The 22405-nt window shown below is 36.5% G+C and carries 25 protein-coding genes and 1 pseudogene; 11 read left to right on the top strand and 15 right to left on the bottom strand.

What is annotated here, in order from left to right:
* Position 1: 1 nt before the first annotated feature.
* From V7108_RS21290 to V7108_RS21280, 3 genes are all read right to left on the bottom strand, one after another.
* The gene (locus V7108_RS21290) at positions 2-1048 is read right to left on the bottom strand and encodes a sulfate ABC transporter substrate-binding protein (RefSeq protein ID WP_335569340.1); all 1047 of its coding nucleotides are present in this window, start codon (positions 1046-1048) and stop codon (positions 2-4) included.
* A gap of 135 nt (positions 1049-1183) precedes the next feature.
* Positions 1184-1378, bottom strand: a complete 195-nt coding sequence (locus tag V7108_RS21285; protein WP_335513101.1) for a YezD family protein — start codon at positions 1376-1378, stop codon at positions 1184-1186.
* Positions 1329-1811 (bottom strand): RrF2 family transcriptional regulator, encoded by a 483-nt coding sequence (locus tag V7108_RS21280; RefSeq protein WP_335513103.1) that lies wholly within the window; start codon positions 1809-1811, stop codon positions 1329-1331. Before V7108_RS21280 ends, V7108_RS21285 begins: the two co-directional genes overlap by 50 nt.
* 361 nt (positions 1812-2172) lie before the next feature.
* Here V7108_RS21280 and V7108_RS21275 point away from each other — a divergent pair, with 361 nt between their 5' ends.
* From V7108_RS21275 to V7108_RS21265, 3 genes are all read left to right on the top strand, one after another.
* Positions 2173-3843, top strand: coding sequence for a ribonuclease J (locus tag V7108_RS21275; RefSeq protein WP_335513105.1), 1671 nt, complete (start codon positions 2173-2175; stop codon positions 3841-3843).
* A 216-nt stretch (positions 3844-4059) separates the two neighbouring features.
* Entirely contained in the window at positions 4060-5184 is a 1125-nt protein-coding gene (locus V7108_RS21270; RefSeq protein ID WP_335569339.1) for a CAP-associated domain-containing protein, read from the top strand.
* Between the two features lie 85 nt (positions 5185-5269).
* Positions 5270-5464 (top strand): alpha/beta-type small acid-soluble spore protein, encoded by a 195-nt coding sequence (locus tag V7108_RS21265; RefSeq protein ID WP_335569338.1) that lies wholly within the window; start codon positions 5270-5272, stop codon positions 5462-5464.
* Between the two features lie 52 nt (positions 5465-5516).
* Here the strand turns inward: V7108_RS21265 and V7108_RS21260 are convergent, their stop codons facing one another.
* Complete coding sequence (locus V7108_RS21260) at positions 5517-6359, bottom strand: dimethylarginine dimethylaminohydrolase family protein (protein WP_335513111.1); 843 nt, start codon at positions 6357-6359, stop codon at positions 5517-5519.
* 118 nt (positions 6360-6477) lie between these two features.
* Between V7108_RS21260 and V7108_RS21255 the strand changes: the two genes are divergently transcribed.
* Positions 6478-6846, top strand: a complete 369-nt coding sequence (locus V7108_RS21255; RefSeq protein ID WP_335513113.1) for an SET domain-containing protein — start codon at positions 6478-6480, stop codon at positions 6844-6846.
* A gap of 86 nt (positions 6847-6932) precedes the next feature.
* Here the strand turns inward: V7108_RS21255 and V7108_RS21250 are convergent, their stop codons facing one another.
* Positions 6933-7442, bottom strand: coding sequence for a response regulator (locus V7108_RS21250; RefSeq protein ID WP_335513115.1), 510 nt, complete (start codon positions 7440-7442; stop codon positions 6933-6935).
* A 77-nt stretch (positions 7443-7519) separates the two neighbouring features.
* Positions 7520-8554 (bottom strand): fatty acid desaturase, encoded by a 1035-nt coding sequence (locus tag V7108_RS21245; protein WP_335569337.1) that lies wholly within the window; start codon positions 8552-8554, stop codon positions 7520-7522.
* A 244-nt stretch (positions 8555-8798) separates the two neighbouring features.
* On the opposite strand from V7108_RS21245, the gene V7108_RS21240 reads away from it, so the two are divergent.
* The 4 genes from V7108_RS21240 (at position 8799) to V7108_RS21225 (ending at position 12343) form a co-directional block, all read left to right on the top strand.
* On the top strand, positions 8799-9194 hold the full coding sequence (locus V7108_RS21240) for a hypothetical protein (protein WP_335520430.1): 396 nt from the start codon (positions 8799-8801) through the stop codon (positions 9192-9194).
* 71 nt (positions 9195-9265) lie between these two features.
* On the top strand, positions 9266-9448 hold the full coding sequence (locus V7108_RS21235; protein WP_335569336.1) for a hypothetical protein: 183 nt from the start codon (positions 9266-9268) through the stop codon (positions 9446-9448).
* Between the two features lie 184 nt (positions 9449-9632).
* Positions 9633-10601, top strand: coding sequence for a glutamate synthase subunit beta (locus tag V7108_RS21230; RefSeq protein WP_335569335.1), 969 nt, complete (start codon positions 9633-9635; stop codon positions 10599-10601).
* 266 nt (positions 10602-10867) lie between these two features.
* Positions 10868-12343: an alanine/glycine:cation symporter family protein gene (locus tag V7108_RS21225; protein WP_335520436.1), complete on the top strand. Its 1476-nt coding sequence runs from the start codon at positions 10868-10870 to the stop codon at positions 12341-12343.
* A gap of 100 nt (positions 12344-12443) precedes the next feature.
* Here the strand turns inward: V7108_RS21225 and V7108_RS21220 are convergent, their stop codons facing one another.
* Complete coding sequence (locus V7108_RS21220; protein WP_335569334.1) at positions 12444-13364, bottom strand: ketopantoate reductase family protein; 921 nt, start codon at positions 13362-13364, stop codon at positions 12444-12446.
* Between the two features lie 120 nt (positions 13365-13484).
* Here V7108_RS21220 and V7108_RS21215 point away from each other — a divergent pair, with 120 nt between their 5' ends.
* The gene (locus tag V7108_RS21215; protein WP_335520445.1) at positions 13485-14300 is read left to right on the top strand and encodes a S1C family serine protease; all 816 of its coding nucleotides are present in this window, start codon (positions 13485-13487) and stop codon (positions 14298-14300) included.
* Positions 14301-14569: 269 nt separating this feature from the next.
* Here V7108_RS21215 and V7108_RS21210 read toward each other — a convergent pair whose 3' ends face one another.
* The 5 genes from V7108_RS21210 to V7108_RS21190 all read right to left on the bottom strand — a co-directional run bounded on the left by V7108_RS21210 (position 14570) and on the right by V7108_RS21190 (position 19009).
* Positions 14570-15664 (bottom strand): hypothetical protein, encoded by a 1095-nt coding sequence (locus V7108_RS21210; protein ID WP_335569333.1) that lies wholly within the window; start codon positions 15662-15664, stop codon positions 14570-14572.
* 162 nt (positions 15665-15826) lie between these two features.
* Complete coding sequence (locus V7108_RS21205) at positions 15827-17173, bottom strand: multi antimicrobial extrusion protein MatE (RefSeq protein ID WP_335569332.1); 1347 nt, start codon at positions 17171-17173, stop codon at positions 15827-15829.
* Between the two features lie 208 nt (positions 17174-17381).
* A complete protein-coding gene (locus tag V7108_RS21200; RefSeq protein WP_335569331.1) occupies positions 17382-17855 on the bottom strand; it encodes an aminodeoxychorismate lyase in 474 nt (157 codons plus the stop codon).
* Complete coding sequence (locus V7108_RS21195) at positions 17845-18225, bottom strand: hypothetical protein (RefSeq protein WP_335518769.1); 381 nt, start codon at positions 18223-18225, stop codon at positions 17845-17847. The genes V7108_RS21200 and V7108_RS21195 overlap by 11 nt, the downstream gene beginning before the upstream one ends.
* Positions 18226-18505: 280 nt before the next feature.
* Positions 18506-19009 carry a DinB family protein gene (locus tag V7108_RS21190; protein WP_335518758.1) on the bottom strand — a complete coding sequence of 168 codons (504 nt, stop codon included), beginning with the start codon at positions 19007-19009 and terminating at the stop codon, positions 18506-18508.
* Positions 19010-19220: 211 nt separating this feature from the next.
* Between V7108_RS21190 and V7108_RS21185 the strand changes: the two genes are divergently transcribed.
* Positions 19221-19433, top strand: coding sequence for a hypothetical protein (locus tag V7108_RS21185; RefSeq protein ID WP_335518756.1), 213 nt, complete (start codon positions 19221-19223; stop codon positions 19431-19433).
* 181 nt (positions 19434-19614) lie between these two features.
* Here the strand turns inward: V7108_RS21185 and V7108_RS21180 are convergent.
* The 3 genes and pseudogenes from V7108_RS21180 to V7108_RS21170 all read right to left on the bottom strand — a co-directional run.
* A pseudogene (locus V7108_RS21180) lies at positions 19615-20010 on the bottom strand (hypothetical protein); the annotation flags it as partial.
* Between the two features lie 34 nt (positions 20011-20044).
* Positions 20045-20800, bottom strand: coding sequence for a GNAT family N-acetyltransferase (locus tag V7108_RS21175; protein WP_335569330.1), 756 nt, complete (start codon positions 20798-20800; stop codon positions 20045-20047).
* Between the two features lie 40 nt (positions 20801-20840).
* The gene (locus tag V7108_RS21170) at positions 20841-21332 is read right to left on the bottom strand and encodes a hypothetical protein (RefSeq protein WP_335569329.1); all 492 of its coding nucleotides are present in this window, start codon (positions 21330-21332) and stop codon (positions 20841-20843) included.
* A gap of 220 nt (positions 21333-21552) precedes the next feature.
* Here V7108_RS21170 and V7108_RS21165 point away from each other — a divergent pair, with 220 nt between their 5' ends.
* Entirely contained in the window at positions 21553-22380 is an 828-nt protein-coding gene (locus V7108_RS21165; protein WP_335569328.1) for a formate/nitrite transporter family protein, read from the top strand.
* The last annotated feature ends 25 nt before the right edge of the window (positions 22381-22405 follow it).

Below are 22405 nucleotides of genomic sequence, written 5' to 3'. Positions count from 1 at the left end.
TTTACGGTTTGTAGATTTCGTCAAAGACCCCGCCATCATCAAAATGGATTTTTTGGGCATTTTTCCAGCCGCCAAAAACTTCGTCAATTGTAAATAAGTTAATCTCAGGGAACTGATCAGCATACTTTTTGGCTATCTCCTCAGAACGCGGGCGGTAATAGTTTTTAGCAGCAATTTCTTGACCTTCCTCTGTATACAGATAGTCTAAATAAGCTTTGGCAACCTCTTCAGTTCCATGTTTTTTAGCTGTTTCATCTACCACTGTGACAGGTGGCTCAGCTAAGATACTTACGGATGGAACGACAATTTCAAATTCATCTTTGCCTAGCTCATTTAAGGCTAAGAAGGCTTCATTTTCCCAAGCAATCAATACATCCCCAATACCTCTTTCAACAAACGTGGTGGTAGACCCGCGTGCTCCTGAATCTAAAACAGGAACATTTTTAAATAGTTGGGTAACAAATTCTTTTGCCTTTGCTTCGTCTCCATTGTTTTGCTCTAGAGCATATCCCCAGGCAGCGAGGTAATTCCATCTTGCCCCACCGGACGTTTTTGGATTTGGGGTAATCACTGATACGTCCTTTTTCACGAGATCGTTCCAGTCTTTAATACCTTTTGGGTTGCCTTTTCTTACCAGAAACACAATAGTAGATGTGTAAGGAGAACTGTTTTTATCTAGTCTTTCCTCCCAATTCTCTGGAAGCTTTCCTGCTTCTGCGATTACATCAATATCATAAGCAAGTGCAAGGGTAACAATATCAGCCTCAAGACCGTCAATAACAGAACGGGACTGCTTGCCTGAACCACCATGCGATTGATTGATTATTACTTTTTGACCTTTTTCTTTTTCCCAATAGGAAGCAAAGCTTTTGTTGAATTCCTCATAAAATTCTCTGGTTGGGTCGTATGAGACGTTTAATAGTTCAACTTCTTTTTTTACAGTAGCTGCTTCAGTATCTTTCTCATTTGATGTACTTTGGTTCGAGCACCCTGCAGCCCATAGTAGTAAAGTTAGAGTGATTAGTGTAATCCAGATTTTTTTCATCATTTTATTGACTCCTCTATTTTGTTGTAGGCTTTTTCCAATAAAAAAAGCCCCATTAGTTTACACGTGTACATACCTCGATGTACAAGTTACTAAAGGGCCTTCGGGTGTCCGATCGGCAGTTATTCATAATGTTTATTACCTGCTTTTAGATTGATTTGATACTGGAGAAATCTGTTTGCTTTTTAACGGCAATCGGTGCTTTTCTAAGCGGTCAATTTGGGTAATTTGTGAATCATGAACGGTGATTTGAACGGTGCCAAATTCCAAGCCTTCTAATAAACTAGCTATTTTTTCCATCACCTGTTGATCCAGACGGGCTTTTGACGACAATGAAATCCTCTCCTTCTAGCTTAGTAATTCGGTTTAAAAGTAAATCCTCCAATGTTGTTCGTTCTAAAACAAAAGCGATTGTATCTCGAACCAACGACCACAACGGCTTTAATTGACATCCCCCCTCTAAAGGACATGGTTCATATTTTGTAATGGACGCGCAGCTCATTGGCGACAAAGGACCTTCCAAATCCCGAATGACTTCTCCAATGTTGATTTCTTGAGGTTCCATTTGCAGCATATAACCACCCTTTGCGCCTCGTTTGCTCGTAACATAACCGAGCTTTTTTAATTGAAGTAAGATTTGCTCCAAATAATGAATGCTGACCAGGGTTTTTTCAGAAATTTCTTGAATACCGAGTACATTTCCTTGATGGTTCCCCAGCTGTAGTAATGCTCGCAAAGCATATTCGCCCTTGCTCGATACCTTCATTCCATCCCTCCTCATTGAATGTTGAGTAATTCAGTCAACATTCCTTCCCAAAAATAATCCACTTGTATACTGAAAAATGGATATAAGTTAGTTATAGATATATTCACTGGTTACATAAAGGGCACTTGTCTATAGCGCCCTTTTCTATGTCTTTCGGAATCATTGTTTTTAATTCCGATTAAATCTATTGGTTTAATATAAAAATATATTAATTGTTATTTTTAGAAAAATCAATACATTTTTTTTAAAATAAATAATCTTTTCATTTAATTTTTAAAGTAACTGTCCCTCTTCTTCATACTCCTCTCTTCTCAGGGGATACTAAAACCTATGTAATTTAAAATCGGGAGGTATATTAATAATGAGTGAAACATCATTGTCGTTTTTTGCCTTAGGAGGCATAAATGAAATCGGTAAAAATATGTATGCGATTGAATATGATGATGATATCATCATCATCGATTGCGGTGGTAAATTTCCTGACGAGAGTTTGATGGGGATTGACCTGATTATTCCGGATATGACATATTTAGAGGAAAATCAGGATAAAATTCGTGCCATGCTGGTGACACATGGACATGAAGACCATATTGGCGGAATTCCTTTCTTTTTAAAAAGATTTAATCATGTACCAATCTATGCGACGCGTTTTACATTGGGGTTAATTGAATTAAAGTTAGAAGAGCATCGCCTTCTACGGGAAACTGAGTTAGTTACCATTAACTCTGAATCAACAGTTGAATTCGGAAAAATTGGTGTTTCTTTCTTTAAGGTGAGTCATAGTATACCCGACTGCCTAGGTATCGTCTTCCATACACCAGAAGGAAATGTTGTTCATACCGGAGATTTCAAGTTTGATTTAACACCTTCAAATAACCAATATAGTGATATTCATAAAATGGCTGAAATTGGTCAAAAAGGTGTAATCGCCTTGATATCAGAAAGTACCAATGCAGAACGCAAGGGACTATCTCCATCTGAGCAAATGGTCGGAGACCATTTATTAGAGGCTTTTATAAAAGCCGATGGAAAAATCATCCTCTCCACCTTCGCATCAAATGTAAACCGTGTTCAGCAGGTGGTGGAAGCAGCGATAAAAACAAACCGCAAGCTTGCCCTATTAGGACGAAGTATGGTTAACGTCGTGGATGTTGCACTTGAACGTGGATACTTACAAATGCCGGAAGGGATGCTCATCAGTGCAAATGAGATTGAACAATTCCCTCCTGATAAGGTTGCGATTCTTTGTACCGGCAGTCAGGGAGAACCAAATGCAGCTCTTGCTCGCTTAGCAACAGGAAATTATCGTGATGCGACCATTTATCCTGGGGACACAGTTATTCTAGCGGCGTCACCCATCCCAGGAAATGAAAAAGGTGTTTCTAAGATTATCGACAACTTATTTCAGCTTGGGGCTAAGGTGATTTATGGCTCAGGCAGTTCTACCGGTATGCATGTTTCCGGACATGGCTATCAGGAAGACTTAAAACTCATGCTTACCCTTATGAAGCCAGCCTATTTCATCCCAATTCATGGTGAATATAGAATGCTCCATCATCACAAGCAGTTAGCTGAATCCGTTGGAGTAGAAAAAGGAAATACATTCATTATTAAAAATGGCGATGTCGTAGATATTGAAAATTCAGTGGCGCGTCAGACTCGAAATATTCCTGCTGGGGATACGTATGTAGACGGCATTAGTGTTGGCGATGTCGGGGAGGTTGTTTTACGTGACCGTAGACAGCTGTCTGAAGATGGTATGCTCGTTATTGTCTTAACCATCAGTAAATCAGATCGAAAGATTATCCAAGGACCGGACACAATAACTCGTGGTTTCGTTTATGTAAAAGAATCGGAAGACCTGATTAGAGAAATCAATCGACTAGTTAAGAAAACGATTCTTGAGCTAGAAGCAGATAATATTCGCCAATGGAATGTAATGAAGCAGCATATCAAAAAATCTGTAGGACAGTATTTATTCAAACACACAAAAAGAAAACCGATGATTCTACCGATCATCCTAGAAATTTAAAGAAAAGGTCAGGCACCAAAATTGTGCCTGACATTTTCTATTTTCGGGCTTCGCAGATATATTTGCTTTATCGCAAATAAAATGAATTTAACGCAGATAAATTTTTATTTTCGCAGATAAAATTAAAATTAAGCAGATATATCTTGATTTACTGGCAAATTTATTTTATATTTATTCGAACTTGGCTAAACTCCTAATAGAATTGGAGGAATGATGATGTTCCGTTTACTTAGATTAGTTGCATTATTATTTTTATTATATATTTCTTGGCCCTTTATTTCAAAACAGCTGGACAATTCCAATATCCATGCGAATTTTGTATCTACATTAAAAGAGAAACTAGAAGTACCAGAAACGATTAGTATTTTATACGATGATATCCAACAAATGTTGAAACAGCTTGGCTTCCAAATAGAAGAAATGCCGTTAAAGGAAGATAAAACTGTGGAAGAGCAGCAGGATAAGTTGGAGTTAACACAACCAGCTAAACAAACCTTTTCCATTCATAATACTGAGCTTGGCAATGCCAAAATTGACATTGAACATAATTTAGGGATAGCTAAGCGGGTAACACTTAATGAATATGGTGTAAATTGGTATGCTTATCATGAGAATTACCATGATTTTTTTATGGTAATGTATAACGAAAACAACCTAGCAGCAGGTTTATATACGAATCAAGACCTACTTACTTCAACGAATGGGATTAAAATAGGAAGTGAAAAAGAAACAGTACGTACCATCCTTGGTGAGCCAATCACCAAAATTCAAAAAGGAATGGTTATTTATCAGCTGCAAGAGAATAATGACAATGATTTATTTTTAGTCGATGATACCTATGTAACCATTTTTTATGATAAACATGAGAATAATACTGTAACAGCCATACAAATTATTAGCAAATCATTAGAGGAAAATAAAAAGGATTTTTATACAAATGCGACTCCAGCCTTGAAAGAGGGCTTTGAATATCAAATGTTTGATTTAACGAATGCTGCTAGAGTCAATCATCAGCTCCCCATCTTAACGTGGGATGATCATGTTAGAGAAACTGCTCGTGAACATAGTGCAGATATGGCAGAGAAGGATTATTTTGATCACAAGAATCTTGAGGGTCAATCACCATTTGACCGAATGAAAGAAGATGACATTGTTTTTCAATTGGCTGGGGAAAACCTTGCTTATGGACAATTAAGCAGTATATTTGCCCATGAAGGTTTAATGAACTCCCTTGGGCATCGTGAGAATATCTTACGTAAAGACTACGAGTACTTAGGAGTGGGCGTTGCTTTTAATGAAAAATCGCAGCCTTATTATACCCAGAATTATTACACCAACTAATGACAGAATCACGATAGATAAAAAGGGCAAATTATATACGAGCAATTCTTGATTGCTCAAATAACTTCGTCGGGAGTGATGTATCATGGCTAGAAACAAACTACTGGTTCCTGGTGCAGACAATGTTCTGAATCAAATGAAGGAAGAAATCGCCAACGAGTTTGGAGTTCAACTTGGTGCTGATACGACCGCACGAGCAAATGGTTCAGTCGGAGGCGAAATGACCAAACGTCTCGTTGCCTACGCTGAACAAACTTTAAGAAATCAGCAAGGTCAATAACCTGTGATGATTTCTAAGGAAAGGCTGTCCGAAATACTCGGACAGTCTTTTATTAACCACGCAAGATTGGAAGAGTACAACAGCGGAAGGAACCGCCTGATTTTATGATTTCAGTTATGTCGACCTCAATAACTTCAAACCCTCTATTCACAAGCTCTCGGTTTACGTGTTTATTTACGGGTAAGCTTAAAATTTTCTTGTTCCCAATATTTAATACATTCGTACCTAACGTAAACTGTTCCTCTTCACTAACTTCAATCAATTCATATCGAGATGAAAAAAGCTCGATATCCTCTTTTGTTAATGCCGGCGGATAAATTAAGGCCACATCTGGTGAAATAACATTAAAAACACAATCCAAATGGAGATATTTTTCCTTAAAGGATATTGCTTTTACATCGAATTGGTTGAGTATACTTTGCAAATGGTCAACCGCCTGCTGATGGGTCCGGTTACTTAACCCAACATATATGGTTTCCCCATCAATGATTACATCTCCACCTTCAATCCTGCCTTCTGCCAAATGATAATAAGACATTTCTTCATCATCAAGCCACTGTCTTAATACACCCTCTTCCCCGATACGAACATCATGTGCCATCTTGGCAACAAAAATGGTTTGTCCCAGGGTAAAACCAATATCTCTTGTGAATACCTGTTCAGGAAATTTTTTATGATAGGGTAACAAAATAACCTCTATACCATTCTCTTCTAAGGTTCTAACAAATTCCCTGTGCTGTTCGAGTGCAGTTTTAATATGTATGCCTTCATCCTTAAACTCCTTCTGTGTGTCATTGATTACCTCTCGAATTGTCATATATTGAGGCTGACAAAGAATAACACGTTTTAATTCATCGTATTCACTTCTACAATAGGTTTTATAAGTTAGTGTCATGGAGCACCTCCTAATTTATCTTCTTTTTATAGGATTACTTAAACAAAAATATCCATTCATTCATAAATTAATACGAAGGTGTTTTTAACCAAAAGTTTAAAATGGTGGTGATGTCTCAATGTTTGAATTGAAGAAATCGAAGTACGGCAGAGGAATCTTTGCAACTCGTAATATTAGGAAAGGCGAGCTGATCCATGAAGCACCAGTCATTATTTCCCCTAAGGATGAGTATAAGTATTTAAAAAAAACAATCTTAGTTGAATATGCATTCTGGTGGGGTGAAGATCTAGAAGATTGTGCCTTAGCGCTGGGATATGGCTCTCTGTTTAACCACTCCTACACCCCCAATGCTTTATATAAGTTAAATTTACAAAATAAGACGATTGATATTTTTGCTTATACAAATATAAAAAAGGGTCAAGAAATTTTTATCAATTACAATGGCGATCCTGATGATGATGAACCAATGTGGTTCGATGTGTATTAATCTAGCCCTCATATGCTTGCTCTAATGTTTTTAAGTCCAATAATACCCATATTCATAAAAAAAGCATCCAAATTGATTGGATGCTTTTAACCTGTAGGTAATTTAAATTTATCAAAAATGGATGTAAAATAATTTTTTACTGTACCCGTATTTTTATTTTGATCGTAGTTCTTTTGAGGGACAGCAGAATTTTCTTCGCTAGAAAATTCGTCCATGAGTTCATTTGAAAAAATTCGGTTTCCATCCATAACACTACGAATGGAAAAAGCTAACTCTTCACTAGGATTATCTTTTAATAAATACCCTCTTACATCTGCATCCCATGCCCGTTGAAAATAGCCCGGTCTAGCAAAGGTTGTAAGAATAATTACTTTACAGTCTGTAAGTTGTAAAGCTTCTGCCGCCTCCAGACCACTCTTTTCAGGCATTTCTATATCCATAATACAAACATCTGGTTGTAATTGGCGGACGAGTGATAGTGCCTCTTCCCCATTAACTGCCTGACCAACGACTTCGATATCATCTTCTAAATTTAGCAGATTACCCATTGCCTCTAATAGCGGCCCCTGATCCTCTGCGATTACAATTCGAATCATTTCTCTCTCTCCTTATCAGACAGCTGCGAATCATGCAGAGACTCCCCTTCATTTAAGGAGAGTCTGCAGAGTGGGTCTTACACTTCTGGTTTTGCTTGAACTGAAATTCGTTTTTTTGCTAAAGCTTTTACATCTTTAAAAGCAACAAAATTCTTGGCGTTTTCATCCCAAAGTCGGAAACGAAGTGATTTTAAGCTCGTTGCAAGTGTAATTGTTGGTACGTTTTGTAATGGAAGCGCCTGATTATGAGCTTCTTCTAGTTTATAATTCGGAACCCTAGGGCTTAAATGGTGAACATGATGGAAACCGATATTCCCAGTTAAAAATTGCAAAAGTTTTGGAAGCTTGTAAAAAGAACTACCTTCCACAGCTGCTTTTACATATTCCCAGTTAGGATCTTCTTCAAAGTAAGAATCCTCAAAGGTATGCTGCACATAAAACAACCAGATTCCACAAGACCCAGAAATCATGAAAATCGTTCCTTGTACGAGTAGAAATGACTGCCAGCCAATTGCCCAGCAAAGCAATGCAATCAAAGTAACAATAAGAACATTGGTTAAATAGGTGTTCATTCGTTCTTTTTTGCGTGCATCTTTACGATTGAAACGATTCTTCAACAAGAACTGATAGATTGGTCCTATGCCAAACATAATTAACGGATTACGATATAAACGATAAGCTATACGAAGCTTCAGTGGTGCTGCCAAGTATTCATCAACAGTAAGTGTCCAAATATCTCCTGTTCCACGCTTATCCAAGTTACCACTTGTTGCATGATGAACAGAATGTTCGTGTCCCCATTGATCAAACGGAAACAGTGTTAAAACTCCCATTGCAGTACCGACTGCTCTATTGGCACTTCTATTTTTGAAAAAAGAATGATGCGTACAGTCATGAAATATAATGAAAATTCGTACTAAAAACCCGGCTGCTGCAATAATTGGAACCAATGCTAACCAATAAGAAACAGATAAGCTTTGATAGGCAAGGAACCATAAAAGGATAAACGGTCCAACTGTGTTAATAATCTGCATTACACTTTGTTTTGTGGTAGATTTTTCAAATGGAGCAACTTGTTTTCTTAAATTTTTCGTATTATCTTGTACTGACATATTTTTAATTCCCTTCAGTTTGTGTCGTTAATCCAAGTATAAAGAAGGATAGATAATCGTGTAAGTACCAGGTGTCATATGCAGAGTATGACAAATGTAATATAAAGCTTGTCTCTTACACCAAAAATGGAATCTATGCTATAATAAAATAATGATGTGCTTTAATAAACTAAAGCGTTGTTTTACTACTGTAGACGATAAATAGACTAGATTTTAATTAAATATGAGCAAAAGGGTGAAAAAAGTGAAAAATCATATTGATACCATTTATATTTTAGAAAACCCAGAGAAAAATATTATTAAATTTGCGACTGGTTATCAGCTTAAATACGATGACACAATAAAAGATGTTTTTGGTGTAGCCTGCCTGAATGATTTAGAAATGATGATTCAATTTAACAAGCCGTTTCAAGACAGCATTTGTTCCAGTAAACAAATAAATGTAAAGAATATTTCATTGAATAGTGTTGTCCGAATCGCCTCCAAAACAGAACTTTTGCAATTACGAGAGGAATTGTTAAAAGAAGTTGGGAAATTACCAATCCCCCGCCCATTCGATTCAGTCATAAGACTTCAAGAAGGGATTTTTCATTGGGACGAAAGTAATTCTTTGTATATTTCTGATAGGCTTGGTGCCTAACCTTTAAGTAACCTGAGATCGGGTTACTTTTTCTATGAGAAAATTTATTTGTTTGGCAGGTGTTTCATCCCATGTCTTCAAAGGAAAAGGCAATCATTATTGGCGGCGGTATTTCTGGTAAGTTAGCTGCACGAGTGTTATCGGATTATTATAATGAAATCATAATCATCGAAAGGGACCAGAAACCAGAAGGACCGTTTCAGAAAAGGTGCCCCGCAAGGAGAGCATTTACACGCGCTCCTGCACGCCGGTGAATATGGTCTTGAGGAGTTATTTCCTGATATTACGGAGAAATTTTATAGCAGCGGAGCTATAAATATCAATTCAACCATCGATTTATCATGGTTTCATCATGGGTCATGGAAGGTCCGATTTGATGGCGGCTATAGGACTACGCTTCAGACGCGGCCACATTTAGAATGGCATATAGAGCAATATATGAAAAAAATTCCGAATGTTACAATTCAATATAATCAAATCGTCCAGGATTATTTATATAATAAAGCAGAAAATCGTATCATTGGTGTGGAACTAAAAACTGGTTCATTACGAGCAGATTTAGTAGTAGATGCAAGCGGCGTAAGCAGTCTTACTTCCAGTTGGATGAACAAACGTGGAATTTCAATCCCTTCAGAAAAGGTAGATATTGACTTAAGCTATATTAGTAAACAATTTGAACTAAATAATCATCATGAACGAGACTGGAAAATTAAGATGATATATCCTAACCCCCCTCAAGAAAAAATTGGCGGAACGATTTCGAAGGTGGAAGGAAATCGTTATATTGTCACACTTATGGGTTATCATGGTGCAATAAACGAAAAAGAGGTATTAAAAGGTGACAGAGGTTTTATAGAACTATCAAAAAAATTGCCGATACTAGATATTTATCAAGAAATTAAAGAAGCCAAACCATTATCTAAGACTTCCATTTATCGTATCCCGACTATCATTTGGAGACGTTTTGATAAGATAGGAAATTTACCGAATGGTCTATTATTAATTGGGGATACGATTTGCAGGATTGATCCTGTATTTGGTCAAGGTATGAGTATTGCCATATTAGAAGCACTTTCGTTACAAAAACTGTTACAGCAGCATAAGAATGAATTACACAAAATCCCTAGATTCTTTCATAAAAAGTCTGCTAGTATCATTTCCCCTATTTGGAATATGGTCATAACAGAAGATTACCGTTATCCAGCTACTACTGGAAAAAAACCATACGGTCTCACCCTCCAGCAATGGTATGCAAAAAACATCTTTATTTTATCCTCACAAAATCAAGATGTCTACGACAATTTTGTCAAAGTAATGAACCTAGTTAGTCCGGTTTCATCCTTGATGAAGCCGAGTATCATTAAAAATGTTTTAACCCATGCATTTTCAAAAAACAGTAAATCTTAGTTGCCACAGCAATTACGAGGAAAATGGACAATCTTCATAAAAGAAGTTTGTCCTTTTTTACGTTTGGCACAACCCCGACATCCTCATGTTTTAATACTGTTATCTATCTCTAGCATAGTACATATTATTTATTTATCGTAATATATAGAATTTATTGAATATTCTATTGATATATCATCCTATCTTAAACTATAATTTTATTATCATCTTGTTATACAACATCTGGATATTATTACTTAATTAATACATAACAAAGGAGGAAATTTATGATCGAGCAACTTGTTAATGGCATTAATGGTTATTTATGGAGTGCACCACTCATCATCTTTATTTGTGCAGTCGGATTGTACTTTAGTGTACGCACAAGATTTCTGCAGATTCGTCATGTAAAGGAAATGGTTCGTCTACTATTTTCTGGCAAGAGCTCCAATGAGGGTGTCTCTTCCTTTCAAGCATTGGCAATGTCTTTATCAGGCCGTATTGGAGTCGGGAATATTGCCGGGACAGCAACGGGAATTGCCTTCGGTGGACCTGGAGCTGTATTTTGGATGTGGGTAATCACCTTCATCGGTGCAGCATCTGCATTTGTTGAGTCTACCCTTGCCCAAATCTATAAAGAAAAGCAAGATGGAGAGTATCGAGGAGGACCTGCCTTCTACATTGAAAAAGGGCTTGGGTGGAAATGGTTTGCCGTTATTTTTGCCATTGCAACACTCCTCGCAATGGCTGTACTCATGCCAGGTATTCAGGCGAATGCAATTGCTGAAGGTGTTAGCAATGCTTTTGGAATTGAAAGTTCCATTACCGGTTTAGTAGTTGTCTTACTTATGGGACTTATTATTTTTGGCGGGGTTAAGCGGATCGCGAGAGTTGCGGAATTTCTCGTGCCTTTTATGGCTGCCGGATATTTACTTGTCGCCATAGCAATCATTGTGGTGAATTTCGATAGAATTCCAGAAGTATTTACTCTGATTTTTAAAAGTGCATTTGGCGCTGAGGGAATGTTCGGTGGTATTCTCGGTTCAACCATTATGTGGGGTGTAAAACGTGGTCTATATGCGAATGAAGCAGGACAAGGAACAGGCGCTCACCCTGCAGCAGCCGCAGAGGTATCACACCCGGCAAAACAAGGACTAGTCCAAGCATTTTCAATTTATCTAGATGTGTTCTTAATCGTTACAGCGACTGCGTTTATGATTTTATTTACAAATTCGTACAATACAGTAAATGAAAAAACTGGGGAAGTCTTAGTGGAGAATCTTAAAGGAGTAGAAAGTGGTCCTGCTTATACTCAAGCAGCCGTTGATACAATTATTCCGGGATTCGGATCAGGATTTATTGCGCTGGCTCTATTCTGCTTTGCCTTCACGACGATTTTTGCTTATTACTACATTGCAGAAACAAATCTTGCTTACCTAGTTAAAGGCAAACAAAGAAAATTAGCTATGACCATATTAAAATTAATTCTCTTAGGATCCGTTTTCTATGGATCCGTAAGGACGGCAGAGACAGCTTGGGCAATGGGTGATATCGGACTTGGAATCATGGTATGGTTGAACTTAATCGCTATTCTTTTATTATTCAAACCGGCAAATATCGCTTTAAAGGACTATGAAGAGCAATTGAAACAAGGAAAAGACCCTGAATTTAACTCTACCGCATTAGGGATTAAGAATGCAGAATTCTGGGCAAATGGGTATAAAAAAGAAGAGAAAGATGAAGAAAAACGGGCTATAAACTAATATACTCCTGTATTTAAAATGCAAGGCACCATCCCAACATTGAGGAAGGTGCCCTGCACTTTTCTTGATTTAAACCATCCATATTAAAAAGGTTACCTTATTAATAAGTACTTTCAATAGCTTTAATCGTATCATAAAGTTTTTTGTTCACAGGGGTTGGCACTCGGTATTTTTCACCCATTTCTAAAACGGCTCCCGCAAACAAAGCCACCTCGCTGTAACGCCGCGCCTCCAAATCTTGTGCCATGGACGGTTTCCCTTCTGGACTCAATGTGGCTAATACACTTAACCAATAATTCAGGTCAGCTTCTGTTAGATTGATCCCCTCGTATTCAGATAAGGTAATGACCTCTCTCATGGCTGCAATCATGGTTGCCCTTGCTTCACCATCCCTTTGAATTTCACCATAATTACTTTTATAAACAGCAACGGTTTGATTGACTCCAACATTCAGCATAAATTTTCCCCATAACCGCTTATTCATATCCGTGTCTACCTCATATGGAAAATTAATTTTATCAAAAAAATCAGCCACACTCTTAGCCTTGTCTGAAATCATTCCAGGCTTTTGATCACCAAAGCAAAGCATTCCCATATGGTCATATGTAAGCTTATTTCCTACCTTTACTGCATCCATCCCTTGGGCGACACTATAAAGAATCTTATCCATACCATAAGCTTGGCCAATGATACCTTCACTTGTAATTCCATTTAAGGCTGATAAAATAATTGTGTCCTTTCCCACATGTTGTTTCGCTGCTTGAATAGCATCATGTAAGCCTTCATATTTTACTGTAAAAATCAGTAAATCTGCTGGTTCGCATTGATCTTCAGGTGTTACATAATGAAAGTCACAAGGTTCTCCATTACAATAGACATTTGCTTTCTTATATTTTTCGATTCGCTCACGGTCAGCTATAATCCTTACATCATCCTTTGGCATTCTTTTAGCAAAATGGTTCCCAAATAATATCCCTAATGCTCCTAATCCGATAATAGATACTTTTTTTATTTCCATCATATAAGTCCTCTCAGCCTTTTTTTAAATTTTATCATGAAATTGGTGTTGGATAATAATCATTCGTTTTTCATTCAATTTCGATATAATAGAATATATAAAATTCGCAATGAGGGATAATACGTGGATACCGAAAATAACAATCCAAAACCTACAGATGATGAAATGGACTGGGAAGCATTCTTTAACCCAGATGATAAGCTTGAATGGGAAAAAGAGAAACAAAAAAACAAAAAACGAAGAAAATTTATTATTAAAATCATTAGTTCAATGCTAGCGCTGGCGCTTGCCATCAGCGGGTTAGAGGTATGGGTTTCTATATTCAATATTCCTGCTATTAACTTTGTGAAAGTGTCGACTCAATTATCACAAGAGCCACAGGTAAAAAGATACAAAAGATCTGTTGTGACGATTGAATGGGATGGAGTAAAAGGGACAGGATTTACCGTCTCCCCTACTGGATTTATCGTTACCAATGAACATGTGGTCGAGCGAACAAATAGAGTTAATGTCCATTTTAATTCCGGAGATTCATATATTGGCCATGTAATTGCTAGATATCCAGACGTGGATGTTGCAATAGTCGATATTGAGGCAGAAAACCTGCCCTATCTCCCCTTGTCCTTTGAAAATAAGTGGGAAAAATGGGCTGGGGAGAAAATCATTTTTATTGGGAATCCTTTAGCATTTACCCAAATCGCTAATCAAGGTACGATGATAGGCAAAGTGCAGTTAACTGGCTGGAACGTCCCGGTTATGATGATCGAGGCTCCCATTTATAAAGGTAATAGTGGAAGCCCTGTACTAAACAAACAAGGTGAGGTGATTGGTGTCATATTTGCCACATTACAAAACCCTGATATCGAAACAAAAGAAATTGTTGGTGCTGCCATTCCAGCCATTTACTTGAAGGAGATATTAGAAAAAGTACAGAATTAGTTCTAATAGTTTAAAAGGATTATTAAGGACTCCCGAATTCATAATTTTTCAGAAATAACGCAGAAAACCACCAAATGCAGATTTGGCGGTTACCTTTTACCCTAAAATCCTGACTATCGCTACTTTCCTGCTCTCAATAATCCTTTTACGCTAAACATTTTAGCTTTACCTTCTTTACGTTCTATGGCGTGGACAAAGCCGCATACAACGATTAATTCAGCTAATAATCCAAGTGAAAGTCCTATCGCGCCAATTGCTCTAAATGATTTTTAGGTATCATTCTTTTGCTTTAAGTAGCGTCTACGTATCATCTCATCGTAAATATCTTTATATAATGGATCAGCATTTCTGGAAGCTATGACCTCTTGTATATAAGAGTCTTTTATTTTATAAAAGGCATCAAGGTTAAAAACATTTCGATATTTTTCAATTGCACCCAAAATATCTAATGTCAGCAAGGTCCTTTTACATTTCAGACATCGACCGCAATTTTTGATTTTAAAAAGACAAACATTTAAATATTTGTATGAGATTTTAAAGTTAGAAACCATTTGGGTTTTTTGCACACGGCTATAGTTGCTTCCAGCGGAGTAGAAATTTACATTCTCGGTGGACAGTAAGGGCAGGCTAATTGCATCATAGGAAGCAGAATCCTGATTAAATTTAGAATTAAGGATATGATACCCAGCTGAATAGTAATAGACTTGGAATAGCTTTTGAAATACTAACAAGGCTGATATATTCCGTAATGTATGAGTTCTCACAAAGCTCATCTTAAGTACTTCATGAATATTACTATCTACAACAATAAGTTCTTTCCCTAGTTCAGCAGCACACGCTTTAGCCCAAGCTGCTCTTTCTTGAAAAATTTTCTCCTGCCATTGCTTGCTTCCCATCATTTGGTTAGAGCCCGTATTAAAAAAGGTAAAATGGGTGATCTGGTAATGTTCCGGAATGGACTTCCCTTGATGTTCATAGACCGTACACAAGGAATCAATTCCGCAGGAAAGCCCTGTACCAACTCCCCCTTCATTCGACAAAGGTGTTGAAATTAGGTGATCGCATTGAATCTGTATCGGTTTGTATTTATAAATTTGGGCAATTAAAGGGATTAAATGATGATTTAATCCATAATAAAGTTTTTCGGATAACGGTCCTCTTACTTGAATATTTCGTCCTTTTTTAAGACCAAGCCAAAGGAGTCCCACCAGAAATGCGTCAACACGCTCCGTGGTCATGTATTGTCCGTATTTATTATCTGTCTCATACCAAAGTACACTTTTTATTCCATCGATTTCATACATAGCCTGAAGGCGTACGTTTCCGTTGATGTTAACTTTTTCAGGTTGGTGTATCGTAATCATGTAGGTCACCACCATTTATTAATTGCTACTATTCTATGATGATATTCCCTCCATGCAATGGACAAACTTACCTATCAAGATTAAATTATTCACTCTATCTTTTGCAAGTGGTGTCCTTTAACTTCTCGCTTATCCCAATCGTTATATGTTTAGCGAGAATGTTTAATGACCGATTCCTTTCTGACTTTTTAGGTTTTTTAGTAAATGGGTAGAGGGTTTGCCTCTTTTGCGCTCGAAGCTATGGACAAAACCAATAAGGACAACTAATTCAGCTAAAAAACCAACTGAACTTCCTAATGCACCTATGATTCCATTCCATTGTGCAGCAAATTTAATACCAATCACTAGTACCAATATGGTAAAAATTAGATGGGCAGATTGAGAATAAATCGTTACTTTTGTTTTTTTATAAACCATTAATAGTCCATTAAAGTAATCGATGAACGGAAACAGAAGTGCCATTAGCATAAAGACTTTTAAGACTTGTAGACTTGCAAGTAACAGTCGTCCATTTATCCCCATCACATATTCTAAGAAAAAGGCACCAAATGGTGTGTAGCAAAAAACGCCAACCATTATGCATGGGATAAATCCAACCACAAATGAGAACTTTTTTACTTGTGATTCATGATGATCATAAAAATTAATGACAATTTGATGGATATAGGAGAAAAAGCTTAAAAATAATTGTGCCACACTTCCAGCAATGGCGTAACTTGCGATGGCGAGTTCTATATCGGAAGTTTTACCTAAAAAAATATTAATTGCTGGTCCAACTAAAACAATAATAACGGATGAAAACATCAACGGACTGTAAAATTTAAAAATAGTCCGCTTTGACTTTATCTGCTGCTCATGATTTTCAGGCATTTTGCGAACTAAAACCCTTGCTTCAATGAAGCTAATGATACATTCGATAATCATTCCAAACAGAAAAATGATTGCACCTGTTTTCGCTGTAATATTACCTGTGTGAATAAAGTATAAGGACAATACATACATAGCTGCGAGTCTAATAACCATTCCAATGGTTAACCATTTTGTTTGTCGGTTATATATAATAATACCCTGGCATAAACAGCGTAAAGCCGAAAAAATCGTTACAAAAATGAGTACCTGATAGATCCCTTTAATATCCTTCACCATATTTTGCTCCGCCCCAAAAATCTTTGCAAAAATAAAGTCACCTGCAGGTGTATAGGCGACTGAAAAGGCAACCAACATTAAACTAACGATTAAATAGGTGGAGAAATTCGCCATTATTTTATACGACTTTTTATCCCTTATTAAGGAAGAACAGGTTTGACGAAGTAAGCCTCCTAACCTTTCCGTTATAACAAACAAACTCATTGCAATTGCATAGCTCGCGATAATAAACTCAGGATTTTCACCCCTTACCAATGTGCTATTGATGATGATATGGGACAACGTTACAAGACTTGCAGATAAGCCTAGAGGAATAAAGAAAAACAACAACGTTTTCAAATCCAACTCTTCCATTTTTTTCATATATCCCAACACCTTTTATTTTTTATAAAACAACAATTTATTTCGAAACTCTAAGTATATGTTATTTTATTGGACACATGAATATGAAAAAATTAATCATCTTACCTAAAGTAATGAACTGATTTTTCATATCTAAGGATTGGCGAATGTAATATATATCATACAAAAAAATGCCGAACTCAAATGAGAACGGCTTTTTTAACGTTATTTAATTTGGAAAAATTGTTGCAATGATTTGGTCGTATGACATTCCACTATCGACTACATATGAACCTGGACGTAAAGCGTTTTGCAATCCTTTGCTCTCAATATCCTTCGTAAAGGCAAAAGCATCTGGGATTAATTTCGCTTGAGCAAGGACATTACCAACATCTATGCTCGTCATGCCATCCGCAACATTAACTACCACCTGGGTTACAGTTTCTTTTTCTTTAGAATCTGATGAAGTGGTCTCTGAGCTCTTAGCAGCTTGTAATGTCTTTTCCAGTTCATCCTTCGTTTGAACAACATAGCCTGCTTGTACAAGTTTATCTTTCATCTCGGTTTCAGTTAGTTGAGCCTTTTCTGATGTTTTAGCTGATGCCTTTAGTTCATGACCATTATCAGAAAAGTAAACGACGGCACTAATGGTTGTCGAAAGAAGTATTCCTGCAGCAAAGCTGCTTAATAAGTTAATTCGCATTGGCAGCTAGTCCCCCTTCATCTTTTGCTTTCAGATAAGGTGCTAGCAGTTCCTCTACTTCATTTTCTGTTACCTGTTTTTTCTCTGCAATGCTTTCAATCGAGTAATTACGTCTATATAAGTCTATTACTTCACGCATTAAAAGCTTTTCGTCTGTTGAAAGTTGAATTCCTGCTTCCTTCATGACCACTTCTATGTCAAGCTCAATATCACGGATAGTGTCTTGCATGCTATTGATTTCTTTCATAAGAGATACATGAACTAAATCAATTTGCTTATGTTGAGCTTTTGAATCGCGATATGACTTAACTAAAGAAAACACAAGCAGTAAAGCGGAGATCACAATTAATCCAGTTAAAGTCCATTCCATCAAAATGAAAACCTCCTTTTTTTTAATAGAACAACACAAGTAACTATTATACATCTAAAACAGTAAATTTTCGATTTGATTTTTCAAAATACGTCGAAAGTCTGAGAAATTTGTCAAATTGCGGAGAATAAGGAATTCAATTGGTATATTTATTAAGAGCGATTCATTTTGGGGGATTGTTATCCAAGTGGTTGACTATAGGTAAGCACAATCAACAGAATAGCAGTTCCATACGAAAAAGCACCCTTTTTCAGAGTGCTTCCTTCGTATTATGTAATGCTTAGATAGATGGAGCTTCCATACCCATCTTGCTCCATTCTTCTCTTGATGGGCCATAAATGCCTGGTACCTGTAATCCAGCTTGACGCATGAGTACTGTCATCTGACCGCGATGATGAACGATATGCTTGATAAGCATATTAAGCATTACGGCTCTCGGCAAGTCCATACCAAATACATTTTTCATTTCACTTAGTGATTGATCTGTCCATTGTTGCTCTACTGCTTGACTCGTATCTGCGCTTACATTTCGAAATGTTTCTGCGATTTCCCTAGCTGAAGTTGGAATAGTGCTTTCGTCTTTTACTGCTTCAACCGTAACACCAAATTCAATAAGCATACCAGGTGTACTGGATACAATATGCCAAGCAATGGAACCTAACGTTCTGTCTTCTGGCGAAACTCTTTGTTGAAGCGACTCATCCGTCAAGGCATCCAATACTTTTTGCGTAGAAGCAGCTTCTTGATTCCATTCATTAATAAAATGCGAGATAGAAGTATACATTCCATTTCCTCCAGTAATATGTTTTTCATTACAAGAAAAGTATAACATTTTAAAGCTTAATTCAAAAATTCGAAATCCATATATTAGATAAATATATTTTTAGAAAGCTATCGATAGAACGGCGAGAAAAAATAGTCTTATTTGTTGTTTTTCGACTAAAAAATTCTCAGTTCGTGCATAGTAAAAATAAAATGATATAGGGAGTAATGACATGAAAAACAAATGGAAAATCCTTGCGATATCCGTTGGTCTATCGTTTGGACTATTAGCCGGATGTAATGTTGATAAAAGAAATTCATTGAATCAAGAAAATGATGTAAATTTCCGTCCCGTACGAAATGATCTCAATTCGAATGACAATGAGAGTAACAATGATTATAAAAACCCTGATACGGGGCGGTTCATTCATGATATGGAACCTTAAGCAATACAGGTAATTTAAAAAGGCGGCGAATAATCCATTTAGATTTACATCTGATATCGTGAAATAGGATTCCATGATCTTTCCTATCTCGAGTAAAATGCAGAGCACTCCATCATGTAGGAGTGTCTCTGCATTTTGATAAAAGGTAATCCAAGTTTCTATTTTAAAAGTTTGAATAAATTTAATTATTTATAGTTATAACCTTTACTTCCATTGCAGGAATACTAATATCTCCACCTAATGTTGATTGATAGGTAATTAATCTTTTACCACTTACAGTTACATTATCATCCTCTAGTACTCTTGAGGAAAGAATATCACTCTCGTATACAACGAATAATTTCGTATCATAATTATCATTTACAGCAATTCTTAATTGAGTTTCTCCTTTACCTTCCATCACTTGCACTACCTTTCCACTGAACTTTGCTTTCTTTCCTTCAAAGTCATCTGGGGTTCGTGCCAATTGATCATACGTAATTCCAGTCTCATAACCGATTCTCTCAACTTCTTCTATATCCTTTTTCTCAGCATCTGCCTTTTCTTTTGCCGCCTGCTCTGCCGTCGCTTTTTCTGCGTATTTTATTTTAACCCTTTTTTCGTTTACTAATCTATCGTTCTTCTACTTTTTGGCAATAATATTGATAGCTAAGATATTGGTAGTTTTGCTTCTTATACATTTCCTTTGGTGTATCCATACCATCCGCAACTAAAATGATGGTCTTATCATGAAATGTATCCATGACAAATTTTTGAATCCGGCTTCCAATTCCTTTCTTTTGAAAGGCTTCGTCCACTCCAAGATTATCAATTTCAGCTGTATCCTTTTTAATAATTACATCTACTGCTCCAGCAGGTGTTCCCTTATATAATGCAAGAAGTTGCATGAAATTTGGGTTATCAAAAGTCTTCTTATTTAACTCTGCCTTTTGGTTAGCATAATTACTGCCAAATACGATATCTTGCTGATACTGTAGGTTAAGAAAAGCCATAAGGTTTTTTTGGGTTACGATTTGAACTTCAATATCAGGATGATCCTTCACAGCGGGAAACTGATCAGGCTGGATGGTATAGAGTTCAAGGAACCCAATATCATATTCTGCTAGATTTAGGTAATTCACTAGATCCATAGGTATTTTTTCGTTTTCTGGAAATTTAAACTTAACGTGCATTTGTCCATTTTTCAGGTGATATTCTCTTAAATAACTTTCAGCTTCCTTAAATTCATCCAGTGACGGTAAGGTTTTATACTCGATAAAATTACTATCGTATCTTGATAACATCTCTGGAAAATGGTAATGCTTATATAAGTTATTTTCAACTACAACATGACCATGTGTAAAAATACTCTCAAATGTAACTTGCATGAATGTCATCCCCTTTATAAATAACACCATCTTTAAAGATTTATTTCTTCCATTGTTTATGAATCATTTCTGTAAATAATTGATTTAAATCCTTCTTCTTTTGCTTCTTCAACCATTCTACTTGATCAATGGGCAGGTTTAATTTTAAACTAATGTTTTCGTTAGGCATTTCTACTTTTCTAATTTCTTCAATGGTAATTCCCTCTTCTATATTCGGAAACCATGTACTATTTTCATTTATTCTATCCATATGATCGTATTCGTCAATATCATCTACATCGCAGAATAAATTAAGCTGAGGCAGTCCCCCTGACAGGGTTTTTACATGCATAATGGATTCAATGACTCGACCATCTTCTAGTTCTATCGCCATAATTAACGTTTGTTCTTTACTATATTTTTTTACTGTAACCTCAGTAACAATTAGGTCTAATTCTAACGTAAATCCAGAACTTGATTCAAAAATATAAATCGCGCTCTTAAATACATGGATCTTTTCACCATCAATTTTTACCGATTTTACAACAGCCATAAACAATTCCTCCAAAAAGCATTACATTCAATAATTATTAATCTAATTTTATACCAAAACACATGACTACTACAAAAAATCTTACTATTTGGTATAGTTTTTATTAAATATGCAAAGTTAAAGAAATGTTCACAGCATATTCGTGTTGAGTGGGTTAAAATAAAGTCAAATCAATATGTGACGTACTTCACAATTAACGATTTAGAGAGGAAATCGTGTTATGTCATTACACACACCAGATAAAATACTAGAAATATCAATTAAAAATGGAATTAAAAAGACAAGTTACCCGCTACTAACAACCCTTCTACTTGGATTCCAAGCAGGTGCTTTTATTTCATTAGGATTTCTACTTTATATTCGTGTTACCGCACCATTATCAGAAGGTTTATCAGGATTAAGTTCTATTATAGGTGCTTCTGTCTTTCCGATTGGTCTTATTCTCACATTAATAGCTGGCGGTGAACTACTCACAGGAAATATGATGGTAGTTCCACTGGCAAGGTTTGCAAATAAAATTAATACCAAGCAGGTACTTCATAACTGGACCCTTATAACCATCAGTAATTTTCTAGGTGCCATATTCGTTGCTTACTTTTTCGGACATGTTGCTGGGCTAACCGAAACGGGTGCTTATTTGGACAGTACCGTTCATATTGCGGAACATAAATTAAATGCAACCTTTCTTCAAGCCTTCGTATCAGGGATCGGGTGCAACTGGCTAGTTGCTGCCGCTGTATGGTTATCTTATGGGAGTGAGGATATGATGGGAAAAATTGCAGGAATTTGGTTTCCAACCATGGCTTTTGTCGCCATTGGATTCCAACACGTTGTAGCCAACATGTTTGTAATACCTGCAGCCATATTTGCAGGCTACTTCACCTGGATGGATTATGTAGGTAATTTTATTCCTGTCTTTTTAGGCAATGCTGTTGGCGGTGCACTTTTTATTGGGATGGCGTATTGGTTTGCCTATAAAAAGAATGAATATACCGTTATTGATGGAACAAAAAAACCTGGGATGTTTAATAAAAAAATTGGATTATAGTAAAGGAGCCGTGTCATTACGGCTC

This window comes from Neobacillus vireti (genome assembly GCF_036962345.1).
Classification (GTDB): Bacteria; Bacillota; Bacilli; order Bacillales; family Cytobacillaceae; genus Neobacillus; species Neobacillus vireti_A.
Note: the sequence above shows the minus strand (reverse complement) of the source record. Positions and strands in the feature narration are given on the sequence as shown.

What these genes read in the sequence shown, in the direction of transcription:
- V7108_RS21290 (WP_335569340.1), bottom strand. Translation starts at nt 1,048, where the DNA reads ATGATGAAAAAAATCTGGATTACACTAATCACTCTAACTTTACTACTA.
- V7108_RS21280 (WP_335513103.1), bottom strand. Translation starts at nt 1,811, where the DNA reads ATGAAGGTATCGAGCAAGGGCGAATATGCTTTGCGAGCATTACTACAG.
- V7108_RS21275 (WP_335513105.1), top strand. Translation starts at nt 2,173, where the DNA reads ATGAGTGAAACATCATTGTCGTTTTTTGCCTTAGGAGGCATAAATGAA.
- V7108_RS21270 (WP_335569339.1), top strand. Translation starts at nt 4,060, where the DNA reads ATGTTCCGTTTACTTAGATTAGTTGCATTATTATTTTTATTATATATT.
- V7108_RS21265 (WP_335569338.1), top strand. Translation starts at nt 5,270, where the DNA reads ATGGCTAGAAACAAACTACTGGTTCCTGGTGCAGACAATGTTCTGAAT.
- V7108_RS21260 (WP_335513111.1), bottom strand. Translation starts at nt 6,359, where the DNA reads ATGACACTAACTTATAAAACCTATTGTAGAAGTGAATACGATGAATTA.
- V7108_RS21255 (WP_335513113.1), top strand. Translation starts at nt 6,478, where the DNA reads ATGTTTGAATTGAAGAAATCGAAGTACGGCAGAGGAATCTTTGCAACT.
- V7108_RS21250 (WP_335513115.1), bottom strand. Translation starts at nt 7,442, where the DNA reads ATGATTCGAATTGTAATCGCAGAGGATCAGGGGCCGCTATTAGAGGCA.
- V7108_RS21245 (WP_335569337.1), bottom strand. Translation starts at nt 8,554, where the DNA reads ATGTCAGTACAAGATAATACGAAAAATTTAAGAAAACAAGTTGCTCCA.
- V7108_RS21235 (WP_335569336.1), top strand. Translation starts at nt 9,266, where the DNA reads ATGTCTTCAAAGGAAAAGGCAATCATTATTGGCGGCGGTATTTCTGGT.
- V7108_RS21230 (WP_335569335.1), top strand. Translation starts at nt 9,633, where the DNA reads ATGAAAAAAATTCCGAATGTTACAATTCAATATAATCAAATCGTCCAG.
- V7108_RS21225 (WP_335520436.1), top strand. Translation starts at nt 10,868, where the DNA reads ATGATCGAGCAACTTGTTAATGGCATTAATGGTTATTTATGGAGTGCA.
- V7108_RS21220 (WP_335569334.1), bottom strand. Translation starts at nt 13,364, where the DNA reads ATGATGGAAATAAAAAAAGTATCTATTATCGGATTAGGAGCATTAGGG.
- V7108_RS21210 (WP_335569333.1), bottom strand. Translation starts at nt 15,664, where the DNA reads ATGATTACGATACACCAACCTGAAAAAGTTAACATCAACGGAAACGTA.
- V7108_RS21205 (WP_335569332.1), bottom strand. Translation starts at nt 17,173, where the DNA reads ATGAAAAAAATGGAAGAGTTGGATTTGAAAACGTTGTTGTTTTTCTTT.
- V7108_RS21200 (WP_335569331.1), bottom strand. Translation starts at nt 17,855, where the DNA reads ATGCGAATTAACTTATTAAGCAGCTTTGCTGCAGGAATACTTCTTTCG.
- V7108_RS21195 (WP_335518769.1), bottom strand. Translation starts at nt 18,225, where the DNA reads ATGGAATGGACTTTAACTGGATTAATTGTGATCTCCGCTTTACTGCTT.
- V7108_RS21190 (WP_335518758.1), bottom strand. Translation starts at nt 19,009, where the DNA reads ATGTATACTTCTATCTCGCATTTTATTAATGAATGGAATCAAGAAGCT.
- V7108_RS21185 (WP_335518756.1), top strand. Translation starts at nt 19,221, where the DNA reads ATGAAAAACAAATGGAAAATCCTTGCGATATCCGTTGGTCTATCGTTT.
- V7108_RS21175 (WP_335569330.1), bottom strand. Translation starts at nt 20,800, where the DNA reads ATGCAAGTTACATTTGAGAGTATTTTTACACATGGTCATGTTGTAGTT.
- V7108_RS21170 (WP_335569329.1), bottom strand. Translation starts at nt 21,332, where the DNA reads ATGGCTGTTGTAAAATCGGTAAAAATTGATGGTGAAAAGATCCATGTA.
- V7108_RS21165 (WP_335569328.1), top strand. Translation starts at nt 21,553, where the DNA reads ATGTCATTACACACACCAGATAAAATACTAGAAATATCAATTAAAAAT.